The organism is Sphingomonas bacterium, assembly GCF_903644055.1.
In the GTDB taxonomy this organism is placed as follows: Bacteria; Pseudomonadota; Alphaproteobacteria; order Sphingomonadales; family Sphingomonadaceae; genus Sphingomonas_I.
This window is the reverse complement of sequence record NZ_CAHJXD010000071.1, coordinates 1-11,167: the sequence shown is the minus strand read 5'-3', so window position 1 is coordinate 11,167 and position 11,167 is coordinate 1. Positions and strand designations below refer to the sequence as shown.

At 62.8% G+C, this 11,167-nt stretch carries 15 protein-coding genes, 1 pseudogene and 1 riboswitch; of the genes and pseudogenes, 7 read left to right on the top strand and 9 right to left on the bottom strand.

Annotated features, from left to right (window positions below; all coding sequences use genetic code 11):
- The 3 genes from HUU94_RS03025 to HUU94_RS03015 form a co-directional block, all read right to left on the bottom strand.
- Positions 1-659: phosphomethylpyrimidine synthase ThiC (locus HUU94_RS03025; protein ID WP_174273640.1), on the bottom strand; the 659-nt coding region annotated here is incomplete at its 3' end.
- 28 nt (positions 660-687) lie between these two features.
- A riboswitch (TPP riboswitch) is annotated at positions 688-798 on the bottom strand.
- A gap of 146 nt (positions 799-944) precedes the next feature.
- The gene (locus HUU94_RS03020) at positions 945-2,279 is read right to left on the bottom strand and encodes a PQQ-binding-like beta-propeller repeat protein (protein WP_174273639.1); all 1,335 of its coding nucleotides are present in this window, start codon (positions 2,277-2,279) and stop codon (positions 945-947) included.
- A gap of 5 nt (positions 2,280-2,284) precedes the next feature.
- Complete coding sequence (locus HUU94_RS03015; RefSeq protein ID WP_174273638.1) at positions 2,285-2,989, bottom strand: tetratricopeptide repeat protein; 705 nt, start codon at positions 2,987-2,989, stop codon at positions 2,285-2,287.
- 446 nt (positions 2,990-3,435) lie between these two features.
- Between HUU94_RS03015 and HUU94_RS03010 the strand changes: the two genes are divergently transcribed.
- On the top strand, positions 3,436-3,648 hold the full coding sequence (locus HUU94_RS03010; RefSeq protein WP_174273637.1) for a hypothetical protein: 213 nt from the start codon (positions 3,436-3,438) through the stop codon (positions 3,646-3,648).
- 17 nt (positions 3,649-3,665) lie between these two features.
- Positions 3,666-3,986, top strand: a complete 321-nt coding sequence (locus tag HUU94_RS03005) for a helix-turn-helix domain-containing protein (RefSeq protein WP_174273636.1) — start codon at positions 3,666-3,668, stop codon at positions 3,984-3,986.
- 119 nt (positions 3,987-4,105) lie between these two features.
- On the opposite strand, the gene HUU94_RS03000 is transcribed toward HUU94_RS03005, so the two are convergent.
- From HUU94_RS03000 to HUU94_RS02980, 5 genes and pseudogenes are all read right to left on the bottom strand, one after another.
- Entirely contained in the window at positions 4,106-4,636 is a 531-nt protein-coding gene (locus HUU94_RS03000; RefSeq protein ID WP_254601907.1) for a restriction endonuclease, read from the bottom strand.
- Between the two features lie 33 nt (positions 4,637-4,669).
- Positions 4,670-5,770 (bottom strand): DNA methyltransferase, encoded by a 1,101-nt coding sequence (locus tag HUU94_RS02995; RefSeq protein ID WP_174273635.1) that lies wholly within the window; start codon positions 5,768-5,770, stop codon positions 4,670-4,672.
- Positions 5,767-6,027, bottom strand: a pseudogene (locus HUU94_RS02990) (transposase); the annotation flags it as partial. The pseudogene HUU94_RS02990 and the gene HUU94_RS02995, both read right to left, overlap by 4 nt.
- A gap of 27 nt (positions 6,028-6,054) precedes the next feature.
- On the bottom strand, positions 6,055-6,291 hold the full coding sequence (locus HUU94_RS02985) for a hypothetical protein (protein WP_174273633.1): 237 nt from the start codon (positions 6,289-6,291) through the stop codon (positions 6,055-6,057).
- A gap of 51 nt (positions 6,292-6,342) precedes the next feature.
- Positions 6,343-6,969 (bottom strand): NAD(P)H-dependent oxidoreductase, encoded by a 627-nt coding sequence (locus HUU94_RS02980; protein ID WP_254601906.1) that lies wholly within the window; start codon positions 6,967-6,969, stop codon positions 6,343-6,345.
- A gap of 238 nt (positions 6,970-7,207) precedes the next feature.
- Between HUU94_RS02980 and HUU94_RS02975 the strand changes: the two genes are divergently transcribed.
- The 5 genes from HUU94_RS02975 to arsH are packed head-to-tail and all read left to right on the top strand — an operon-like array spanning position 7,208 to position 10,209.
- Positions 7,208-7,540 (top strand): ArsR/SmtB family transcription factor, encoded by a 333-nt coding sequence (locus HUU94_RS02975; RefSeq protein WP_174273632.1) that lies wholly within the window; start codon positions 7,208-7,210, stop codon positions 7,538-7,540.
- Positions 7,541-7,548: 8 nt separating this feature from the next.
- On the top strand, positions 7,549-7,980 hold the full coding sequence (gene arsC, locus HUU94_RS02970) for an arsenate reductase (glutaredoxin) (RefSeq protein ID WP_174273631.1): 432 nt from the start codon (positions 7,549-7,551) through the stop codon (positions 7,978-7,980).
- On the top strand, positions 7,977-9,038 hold the full coding sequence (gene arsB / locus HUU94_RS02965; protein WP_174273630.1) for an ACR3 family arsenite efflux transporter: 1,062 nt from the start codon (positions 7,977-7,979) through the stop codon (positions 9,036-9,038). Before arsC ends, arsB begins: the two co-directional genes overlap by 4 nt.
- Entirely contained in the window at positions 9,035-9,469 is a 435-nt protein-coding gene (locus HUU94_RS02960; protein ID WP_174273629.1) for a GNAT family N-acetyltransferase, read from the top strand. The genes arsB and HUU94_RS02960 overlap by 4 nt, the downstream gene beginning before the upstream one ends.
- Positions 9,466-10,209, top strand: a complete 744-nt coding sequence (gene arsH / locus HUU94_RS02955) for an arsenical resistance protein ArsH (RefSeq protein ID WP_174273641.1) — start codon at positions 9,466-9,468, stop codon at positions 10,207-10,209. The genes HUU94_RS02960 and arsH overlap by 4 nt, the downstream gene beginning before the upstream one ends.
- Positions 10,210-10,296: 87 nt before the next feature.
- Here the strand turns inward: arsH and guaA are convergent.
- A partial coding sequence (gene guaA / locus HUU94_RS02950; protein WP_174273628.1) for a glutamine-hydrolyzing GMP synthase occupies positions 10,297-11,167 on the bottom strand: 871 nt, incomplete at its 5' end.

The following is an 11,167-nucleotide window of genomic DNA, read 5'->3' as shown; positions in this document are numbered from 1 at the left end:
GCGACCGCGCTGTTGCCGATATTGGCGTTGATCTTGACGAGGAAGTTGCGCCCGATCGCCATCGGCTCGCTCTCGGGATGGTTGATGTTGTTGGGGATGATCGCGCGGCCGCGCGCGACCTCCGAACGGACGAATTCGGGAGTGACGTGATCGGGGATCGCGGCGCCCCAGCTCTCGCCGTCGCGGACGTGCGCGAGGGCGGCATCGCGGCCGACATTCTCGCGGATCGCGACATATTCCATCTCGGGGGTGATGATGCCGCGCCGGGCGTAGTGCATCTGGCTGACGTTCGCGCCCGCCTTGCCGCGCAACACCTTGCGGCGGACGTTGGGGAATTGGGGGACGCCGCCCGAGCGATCGGGGCCGAGCTGGCCGTTATCCTCGGGGCGGACCTCGCGCTGCGCGACCTCCTCGACATCGCCGCGCGCGCGGATCCAGTCGCGGCGGAGCTCGGGCAGGCCCGCCATGATATCGATCCGCGCTTTGGGATCGCTGTAGGGGCCGGAGGTGTCGTAGACGCGCAGCGGCGGCTCGCCGCACGAAGGCTCGAGATCGATCTCGCGCATCGCGACGCGATAGTCGCCGACGTGGATCTTGCGGCTGCCCCGGATCGGGCCGGTGGTCACGGCAAGCTCGGTGCGGGCGGGGATATCGGCCATCTGTCTGCGCTCCTCTGGACGGATCGAGGGCGCCTGACCGCTCCCTCCCTCCGCCGGAATTAACCGGATCAGGTTCAGCGGGTCGCGGCCGAATGCAGCCGCCTCTCAGCCGATCGCGTCGGCCCCCCGGGGAAAGGTGAGGGTGTAGGGGGAAGCGGGGGGAGAGGGAAGCCGCAATTCGTCATGCCGGATGTGTTCGGCATTCCCACATCTGGGGCTCCGGCGCTCGTGGCGTGGTGGACCCCGGGACGAGCCCGGGGTGACGAAGGAGACGGTGCGAACCGTTCAGCGATAGGCGGTGATCGTGCCCGTCGTATCCAGCGTCAGCATCGTGCCGCCCGCGACGATCGGCGCCAAGTAGAAGCGCTTGCCGGCCTTCTTGACGACGGGATCGATCTTGCCGTCCGCTACCTCGATCGGCTGAAGATCGCCGCGCGTGTTGGTGACGTAGAGCCGCCCGCCCGCGAGCACCGGGCCCGACCATTGGATCGGCCGGTTCTTGGTCTTGCGGTCAAAATAGCGCGGCAGTTGCGCGATCCAGCGCGCCTTGCCCGTCGCCTTGTCGAGGCAGAGCAGTTTCGCCTCGTCGGTCATGACGAACAGCCAGTCGCCCGCGATCCACGGCGTATCGATCCCCGCGATCGTCAGCTCCCAGATGCGCACGCCCGAGACGAGGTCCATCGCCACCATCCGCCCACCCTGCCCGATCGCATAGACGCGGCCCTGATCGATCACCGGTGAGGCATCGATATCCGAGATCGACGAGACCGAGGTGGAGATCGAGGTGCGCGAAAGCTGGTCCTGCCAGACGACGCGGCCATTCTCGTACCGCAGCGCGGAGAGCTCGCCCGAGGAGAAGCCCGCGACGACCGTGCCCTGGCCGATCGAGGGCGCGGCGACGCCGAACACGCCGGCGGTCTCCAGCGTCGCCGAGACGGTCCAGACGACGTCGCCCTTGTCCTGCGACAGAGCGAAGAGTTGATTGTCCTGCGTGACGACATAGAGGTTGCCGCCGCCGATCGTCGGCGCCCCCCGCAGCGGGCCCGCCGGGCGGACCTTCCAGAGCAGCTTGCCCGTCGCGGCATCGAGCGCCGCGGCGTCGCCGAGCCCGTCGGTCGCATAGACATGGCCGCCATCGAAGCTGACGCCGCCGCCGAAACGCGACGGCTGCTCCTTCTTCCGCGTCGAGAGCGCGGTTTCCCACAGCCGCGCGCCGTTGCGGACGTCGAAGGCGTGCACCACCGCATCGGTATCGACGACATAGACGCGGCCGTCGCCGACGGTGGGCGCGGCGGCGAAGCGCTGCTTGGGCGAGCTCTTGCCGATCCGCGCGGTCCAGGCGCGGTTGAGCCCGCCGAACGCCACATTGTTCATCACCTTGGACGGATTGCCGCCGGGCATCGGCCAATCGCTATTGGCCTGCGCCTCGGGCACGGTCACCGGGCGGCTCGCCAGCGCCGGATCGACCTCGGCATCGCTGGTGGTGGCGAGCACGGGGATGCGATCGCCGAGCACCGCGGTCTTGGGGCGGCGATCGCCCTTGCCGTGGAACAGGCCGCATCCGCCGAGCAGCGGCACCGCCGCCAGCAGCACGAGCGGGGCGAAAAGCTTGAGACGCATTCGTGTCATTCCTTCAGGGTGGCGGCGCCGGCGACCGGGGCGACGGCCTGGCCGAGCGAGGTCGCCATGCCCGAGGCGCGGCCCCGGATCGAGGCGGGGGCGTCGGCATCGCGGACGATCGCGGCGAACAGGGCGCCCGCCCGATCCTTGCGCCCGAGCGCGAGAAAGGCGTTGGCGGTCATTTCGGCGGCGCTGGCGAAATAAGCGTTGCCGGGCACGGTGATCGCCTTCAGCCGATCGATCACGCCCTGCGGCGGCAGCGTATCATATTGGAGCGCGACCATGCGGACCTGCGCGAGATCGCGGATCGGCTGCGCGACATCATCGTCGTTGGCGAGCGCGCCATAATCGGCGGCGGCGGCCTTGGCATCGCCCTTGCGCACGGCATCGGCGGCGATCGCCAGCCGCGCGATCGCCTGATAGCCGGGGCGCGGGCTCGCGGCGATCTTCTGCAACGCGGCGGGATCGGACAGCGGCTGGCCGTTGCCGATCTGGTCGAGCGGCTGCGCCAGCGCCTCGCTCACCAGCCCCGCCTGATAGGCGCGATGACTGCGCCACCACAGCCCGCCCGCCAGCAGGACGAGCGCGACGAGCAGGACGGTGACCGCGACCGGCCCCCATTGCCGCGCCATCCCCGCGAACCGATCGCGACGCAGATCCTCATCGACCTCGCGAAAGAAAGCGTCTTCATTCTGTGGTGTCAGCGCCAAAGGAAAACTCCGGACCGCGCCGGGCCTACCCGGGGCGCGCCCTCTTAGCGCCGGGTTCGGCTTAACGGAAGCTGTGCGGCGACGGGGGGAGCGAGAACCCGATGCCGCCGCTGCAGGGGTCACGAGCGAGCACCAGCCGTAGCGAGCCTCTAGACGAGCCTGTTTTCGGAAAGCCTATGGGACCACCGTGCGCTGCTTCGCTGCCTCCCCTGCAAAATAAAAATAACTGCCGGTTGTATTCCTAGTTGGAATGTACGATAAAACGTCACGCGGTACAGGACCGCAGGTAACGCCAGAGGACATCGTAACATGACCATCAGATACGCACGGCCGATCGGCCGCTTTCACCCCAGGGATCAACGATCATGGCAGACGCTTACCGCGTAACCCTTACGCTCGATCTTCTCGAGGACATCGAGCGGCGATCGGAAGAAGATCAGGATGCCATGTTCGCTTTCGTCTCGTGTCTGCGGATCGACGGCTTCGATCTGATCGCGGGCGGCAAGGCGTTCGACGTGCCGGGGCTCGTCGTCGAGTTCATCGAACCGGGCGAAATCCCGGAAATGGTGTGGGCTCGCATGTTCCTGCTGCTGGACCAGAGCAGCATCACCCTGACGGCTCGCCGATATGCGGATCGCCTGGTGCTTGAGAAGGGTTAGAGCCCTCAGAGGCCAATATGACCAAAGAGATTGCAGAAGAGATCGAATGGCGCCCCGAACTCAGCGCGGAACGGCTTGCACGCGTCGAACGCCACATGGAGCGGTTCGCCCGGGCGGGCTCGCTGTTCCGATCCATCCGGGAGCGGCTCGGCTTGACGCAGGTCGAGGCGGCCCTCAGGCTCGGTACGACCCAAGCCAATGTTTCGAAGCTCGAAAAGCGGCCGACGGCGGACCTTGCCCAGCTCAGCAAGCTCGCTGCGAACAGCCGCTATAAGGTCGTTCTGGTCTTGCGTAGCGAAACCGAGCAGGAAAAGGATCTCGAATTCGCCCTGACCTGACACTCGGCTCTCCGGGCGTCCTTGCTCGGAAGGCGTCTACTCCCACTCCATTGTTTGCCCTACCCTATCCAGTTGATATAACTGGTTAGAAATATATTTTCCGAGTAGTACGCTTTGCACTAAAGGGCGAAAGACTGCTGCCCAGTGCTGATTTTCGTGTTCACGCGGGTCGGCATGTTGAACTCCCGCTTGTCCTCTAAAACGTCATGCGTGGTCAAAAACTGGATACGTGGATAATGGAAGCCTTGGTACTCGTAAGTGCCCGCTTCGGCCGCTTCGGTTAACATGGCTTTCGTTGGCGGTGTTATACTCAGAAAGCCAGCCAGCTCGGCTCCCTCTTCGCGCTCCAAGACGCCCCGCAAATCTCGTACATCGGTAGGCCGGACATGCTTGCCGCCCTTCACCTGAATCATCATTTCGCGTAGGCCATTACCTGTCTCAAAGTAGATGCGCCCATCGATCCCACGATCCGCGCTTTTACGAGCCATTGGAAAGCCGCCAACACGCTCGACAAACCAATTTTGGAATGTGGACGGGTCTTTATTGAACAGCTCTTGGGCGCCATCCACGCTGGTCGGGATGCCATCAACGGCGAAATCATGTCCCTCGACCAACTTGAATTTGTCAGAGGTCAGGGTCTCGCGGACCATCTTGATCGATAGGATGGCAATATCGCATCCTATTCATTTACGACCGCTAGTCTGCGCAGCGTAAACCGTAGTCCCGCAGCCACAAAATGGGTCGAAAATTACGTCACCAGCATTGCTCGACGCCCTTATAATCCGGTCCAGGAGCGCAATGGGTTTCTGCGTCGGATAGCCCATTCGCTCATTAGCCTGCGATCCGATTGGGCGAATATCGGTGATTATATCCTGAACCGGGTTGCCCTCTGAGACGGAGAGATAACGCTTGTACTGCGGCACCGAGCCCCGCTTCGGCCAATAGATCAACCCGGCCTCGTCAAGCACGTCCAGCCGCTCCTGAACGGACTTTTTCGCATAACCTAACGGGTGCTTAAACCACTTTGGAAGGGCGCGATCGGGCGGCAGTTCCCAATGCCTGCCTTTGAGGCCCGGATCGACGCCGCGCCAAGGGGTGCCGGATGCACCGCCGCGAACACCTGGCCCGTCTAGCGTGACCATCCGATATTGGCCGTGATCATCATTAAAGCGGTAGAAGTTATCGATGTACGACTGGTCGTACTTTTCGTAGACGCGATTCCAAGTGTAACTCTTGGACGCAGTATAAAAGAGAATCGTATCGTGGATCGGGCCCCACTTTTTGGCCCTGCCATGTGCACCGGTTCTCTGCCAAATTATCTCGTTACGGAAGTTGTCATGCCCAAAAATGCCATCCATCATAACTTTGATGTAGTGGCTCGCTGTTGGATCACAGTGAAGATAGATTGATCCGGTCGGGCGTAGGATGCTCTTCATGTGCAGCAGGCGTTGGACCATGAAAGTCAGATAGGCGAGAAGATGGGGCCTGCTCTTTCGGAGCGCGTTCATCCAGAGCCGCCAAAAATCGACGTAGTAGTCATCGACGCCATGTTCCCGCATCAGCACCGGCATGGTGCGAGCGATGGCCTCTTTCTGCGCGTCCATCTCCCAAGTGTCGCAAAAGGCCTCAACCTGTTCGGGAACAGGCTTGCCGGTCATTGTCTTGTAAAGAAGGTTGTAATTCGCGTCTGATTTAAATGGCGGATCGAGGTAGATCAAATCTACCGAATGCTTCCCCATCCCTTGCATAATCGTGAGGTTGTCGCCGTACCAAAGTTTGTTCACGCGATCGCCCCCACGAACATGCGCATGCTGTCGCCGAAGGCCGTGGCCGAGCGGCGCCGGTTGTACTTATAGCAGGCTTCGGCGATGTACAGGGGCATGTACTTCCGGCTGTAATGGTGGTGGGTGCCGTACCAAGCGCGCTTCACGATCGCCCAAAAACTCTCAATCGAATTGGTATGGATAACGCCGTCCGCGTACGCCTCGGCATGGCAGATGACCGCATGCAGCATGTCTTGGCTGACCCGGTTGTAACCCTTGTATTGTGCCGAATATTGCCACGATCGTCACGATTTCATCACGACGGATCTTCGGCACGAGAAGCCCGTGACGATCTCCCGCCACGAAAGGTGCAGCGTAAAGAGAAGCGCGACGTAAGCGAAAAGCGAAAGCGTCATCCATTTGAGGATTCGAGCATAGCGTCGATAGGGAATAAGCACCTGAAGCAGCAGGGAGCCGACCGCGAAGGCCAGCGTGTAGATACGGGCATATCCGCCAACGACCAGCGTCGTGGCGGCGCCCATTCCCACCCGGTCTCACAATGCTCACAGTACCCGCAGGCATCGTGCTCCCTGTTAGGCTAGGACCTTGCCGACGGTCTTGGCGGGCGCGGTGTGACGGGTCGCAGCCAACACCTCGGCGCAGACGCGCCTCGGTTCCTGGCGCACGTCATAGAGGTTCTGGTCGATCCAGCGGGCGCGGGTGCCTGGCAGGATGTGGCCAAAGTGAACATGCTTCTCGAGGGCCATGCCGAACGCGTGGGCAAGGTAGCGGTCAAACACCTGCCGAAGCGATGCCACCTGGCCCTGCTCGTCCAACCAGAGGTCTTTGGTGGCCGACGTGGTGAAGATCAGCAGCCGCTTCGCAGTCAGAAAGCCCAGGCGGTTGCGCAAAAGCACGTTCTGCGGAGTCACGCCCGAGCCGAATATGCGCTCGATATAACCCTTTAACATGGCGGGAGGCGTGCCGAACCAGATCGGGTAGATCAGCGTGAAAACATCGCAGCCTGAAAGGTGAGTTAGCTCTGTCTGGACGTCAGGGCCCGGTTCCGCGCCGACGGCCGGCATCTCCTCGGCTTTCAGGATTGGGTCGAAGCCCAAGCGGTAGAGGTCGCGAACGACCGTCTTCTGACCACAGCGCTCGACTTCATCGCAATAGACGTCGGCAACGCTGTGATGAAGCTTCCCGGCTTCGGATGGCAAAGTATGACGGCGTGCCGGAGCTCGCTGGCGGGCTTCTCGATGGATGAACTCATGGTTGCCTCCTTGTCTCGAGGTCTGGTATTTCGGCTGCCGAAAGCGCGCTGTTGGTAATGCTACTTAGATCCCGTGAAATCAGTGGCAGCGGACGTTCGGCATTTGGGTGTGACGAGCATCCGCTCCGTCGTGCTGCCTTCAAACAGCATTTGCCGCTAATCACTATATCCACTATCGTAGATACATGGATAACGATTCGGCGATCTCCGCGCTGGGGGCACTTGCGCAGGGCACCCGCCTCGACGCCTTCCGGCTTCTGGTCCGGTACGCGCCCGAAGGGCTTGCTGCTGGCGAGGTCGCGAAGGCGCTCGGTGTGCCGCAGAACACGATGTCGGTGCATCTGGCGACGCTTGCGCGTGCGGGCCTCATTCGATCGGAGCGCCGCAGCCGGGTCATCAACTATCGCGCCGATCTGGAGCAGCTGAAGCTGCTGACCCTCTTTCTCGTGAAGGATTGCTGCGGCGGCAAGGCCGAGCTTTGCGAGCCGCTGATCGCCGAGCTCACCCCCTGCTGCTGAAGGCTGACATGACCATCGACATCATCATCTATCATAATCCTGAGTGCGGGACGTCGCGCAACACGCTCGCGATGATCCAGAACGCCGGTATCGAGCCGCACGTCATCGAATATCTGAAGACCCCGCCGAACAGGTCCAGGCTTGTATCGCTGATCGCGCGAATGGGCGTCACTCCCCGTGCGCTGCTGCGCGAGAAGGGTACGCCTTACGCAACACTCGGCTTAAACGATCCCAATCTGAGCGATGACCATCTTATCGATGCGATGATCGAGCACCCCATACTCATCAACCGGCCGATCGTTGTCTCGCCGCTCGGCGTAAAGCTATGCCGCCCTTCCGAGGAAGTGCTCGATCTGCTGCCGAGCGGGCAGCGTGAAGCTTTCACCAAGGAAGATGGCGAGAAGGTCATCGACGCCGCAGGCAACAGGATCGTCGCGTGACCGCAGCCCGGTCGACGCCACCTGCGATCAGTACGTTCGAGCGCTACCTCAGCATCTGGGTAGCGATGTGCATCGTGGTCGGGATTGCACTCGGCTATCTGCTGCCCTGGCTGTTCGCGGCGATCGCGGCGGCCGAGGTGGCGCGCGTCAACCTCGTGGTCGCGGTGCTGATATGGCTGATGATCATTCCGATGCTGCTCAAGATCGACCTCGGCGCGCTGGGCTCGGTTCGACAGCATTGGAAGGGCGTCGGGGTGACGTTGTTCATCAACTGGGCAGTGAAGCCCTTCTCGATGGCGCTGCTCGGCTCGATCTTTCTGGGCTGGTTGTTCCGCTCACTTTTGCCGGCAGCTGACGTCAGCTCCTACATTGCCGGCCTAATATTGCTTGCGGCAGCGCCCTGCACGGCGATGGTGTTCGTCTGGTCCAACCTCTGCGAGGGCGATCCGACCTACACGCTGAGCCAGGTCGCGTTGAACGACGTCATCATGGTGTTCGCCTTCGCGCCCCTGGTCGGCCTGCTGCTCGGCGTCGCCTCGATTACCGTGCCGTGGGACACGCTCCTGATCTCGGTTGCGCTTTATATCGTCGCGCCGGTCGTCGTCGCCCAGATCATCCGCCGCTTGGTGATCGGCGCAGTAGGGCAGCGGGCTCTGGATCGCCTGCTCGGACGGCTTGGTCCCATCTCGCTCGTCGCGCTGCTGTCCACGCTCGTGCTCCTGTTCGGGTTTCAGGGGCAGGCGATCATCGCGCATCCGCTGGTCATTGCGCTCATCGCGGTGCCCATCTTGATCCAGGTCTATTTCAACGCTGGTCTGGCCTATTGGCTGAGCCGTCACTTCGGGGTTGCGTGGTGCGTTGCCGCGCCTGCGGCGCTGATCGGCGCATCCAACTTCTTCGAGCTGGCGGTTGCCGCCGCGATCAGCCTGTTCGGGCTCAACTCCGGCGCGGCGCTCGCCACCGTCGTCGGCGTGCTTGTCGAGGTGCCAGTGATGCTTTCGGTCGTCGCGATCGTGAAGCGCACGCGGCCCTGGTATGAGGCAGGAGCGCGGGTATGATGGACATTTATTTCTCCGAAATCGTCCACGGCGGCGATGTCCTACGGCTGGCGTTCGATGCGGCGCAGCTACCGACCGATGACCTGGGCGGTCCCGATCAGATGTTTTTCAGCATGTCCGACGATCAAGGACTGATCGGGTTTATTGGACTGGAAGGTCCAGGCCCAGATCGCCTGCTATGGTCGCTGGTCATCCTGCCGACCCGCCGCGGTCACGGCTATGGCCGCATGATCGTAGAGCGATTGGAGGCGGTTGCGGCATCTGCGGTCATTCGGCTTCATCTGCTCACAACGGGTCAAGGGTCGTTCTTCCGCAAGCTCGGCTATGTCGCCGCTGATCGGAGCGCGGCGCCCACCATCATTGCCGCTACGGCGCAATTTTCATCGCGGTGCGGACCCGCGGCCACCTACCCCATCAAGGGTTTCGGATGAGCCGTGTCCGCGCCTTGCCCGATCCGGATCATCTTCCCGCGCTCGATCGGTCGTTCGTCGTCGACCGACCGGGGATGGGGCTTGGCACCGACCTGCCGCCGCCTCGCATATTGCTGCTCTACGGTTCGCTTCGTCAGCGCTCCTTCTCCCGCCTGTGCGTAGAGGAGGCGGCACGCCTGCTCCGCTTATTTGGCGCCGATACGCGCATCTTCGATCCGTCCGACTTGCCGCTGCCTGACCAAGCTGTCGGTGATGACCATCCCGCCGTTCACGAGCTGCGCGAACTGTCGATGTGGTCGGAGGGGCATGTCTGGTGCAGCCCCGAGCGGCACGGCCAGATCACCGGCGTGATGAAGGCGCAGATCGATCATCTGCCGCTGTCGATGGGAGGCATGCGCCCCACGCAGGGCCGTACCCTTGCCGTCATGCAGGTGTCAGCCGGATCGCAATCGTTCAATAGCGTAAATACGCTCCGCCTGCTCGGCCGCTGGATGCGGATGTTTACAATCCCGAACCAGTCTTCGGTCGCCATGGCTTATAAGGAATTCGGCGAAGACGACCGGATGCGCCCGTCCAGTTACTATGACCGAATCGTGGACGTGATGGAGGAGCTGGTGCGGATGACGGTGCTGATGCGCCCGCATGTCGCTCAGCTTGTCGATCGCTATTCGGAGCGGAAGGAGGCTGGGCTGCGCAGTCGCCGCGAGGATCACGCCGCTGTCGCGGTCGGTCACAGCTAATCGATCGAGGTATCGAGCCGGTTTGGGATTATTCAATGATTTGAAGGCAGGAGGACGATTGATCGCGATAGCCGGAAAGACCCCGAATCATTCCCACTCGATCGTCCCCGGCGGTTTGCTGGTGTAATCGTAGGTGACGCGGTTGATGCCCGCGACCTCGTTGACGATCCGCGTCGCGACGCGCGCGAGGAAGGCGGCGTCGAAGGGGTAGACGTCGGCGGTCATGCCGTCGGTCGAGGTGACGGCGCGGAGCGCGCAGACGCTGTCGTAGGTGCGGTGATCGCCCATCACGCCGACGGTGCGCACCGGCAGCAGCACCGCGAACGCCTGCCAGATCGCATCGTAGAGGCCGGCGGCGCGGATTTCCTCGAGATAGACGGCGTCCGCCTTGCGGAGGATGTCGCAGCGCTCCTTCGTCACCTCGCCGGGGATGCGGATCGCGAGGCCGGGGCCGGGAAAGGGGTGGCGGCCGACGAACGCCTGCGGCAGGCCGAGTTCGCGCCCGAGCACGCGGACCTCGTCCTTGAACAATTCGCGCAGCGGCTCGACGAGCTTCATGTTCATCCGCGCGGGCAGGCCGCCGACATTGTGGTGGCTCTTGATCGTCACCGATGGGCCGCCGGTGAAGCTGACGCTTTCGATCACGTCGGGATAGAGCGTGCCCTGCGCGAGGAAGTCGGCGCCGCCGATCTTCCTGGCCTCTTCCTCGAACACTTCGATGAAGGTCTTGCCGATATATTTGCGCTTGGCCTCGGGATCGGTAAGGCCCGCGAGCCCGCCGAGGAAGGTCTCGCTCGCGTCGACATGGACGAGCGGGATGCCATAATGCTCGCGGAACAGCGCCACCACCTGCTCGGCCTCGCCGAGCCGCATCAGGCCATGATCGACGAACACGCAGGTGAGCTGGTCGCCGATCGCTTCGTGGATCAGCACCGCCGCCACCGCCGAGATCGGAAGA

Coding starts and splice junctions, on each gene's coding strand:
- HUU94_RS03010 (WP_174273637.1), top strand. CDS start 3,436: ATGTTCGCTTTCGTCTCGTGTCTGCGGATCGACGGCTTCGATCTGATC.
- arsC (WP_174273631.1), top strand. CDS start 7,549: ATGACCATCGACATCATCATCTATCATAATCCTGAGTGCGGGACGTCG.
- HUU94_RS02960 (WP_174273629.1), top strand. CDS start 9,035: ATGATGGACATTTATTTCTCCGAAATCGTCCACGGCGGCGATGTCCTA.
- HUU94_RS03000 (WP_254601907.1), bottom strand. CDS start 4,636: ATGGTCCGCGAGACCCTGACCTCTGACAAATTCAAGTTGGTCGAGGGA.
- HUU94_RS03020 (WP_174273639.1), bottom strand. CDS start 2,279: ATGCGTCTCAAGCTTTTCGCCCCGCTCGTGCTGCTGGCGGCGGTGCCG.
- HUU94_RS02985 (WP_174273633.1), bottom strand. CDS start 6,291: ATGGGCGCCGCCACGACGCTGGTCGTTGGCGGATATGCCCGTATCTAC.
- arsH (WP_174273641.1), top strand. CDS start 9,466: ATGAGCCGTGTCCGCGCCTTGCCCGATCCGGATCATCTTCCCGCGCTC.
- HUU94_RS02975 (WP_174273632.1), top strand. CDS start 7,208: ATGGATAACGATTCGGCGATCTCCGCGCTGGGGGCACTTGCGCAGGGC.
- HUU94_RS03005 (WP_174273636.1), top strand. CDS start 3,666: ATGACCAAAGAGATTGCAGAAGAGATCGAATGGCGCCCCGAACTCAGC.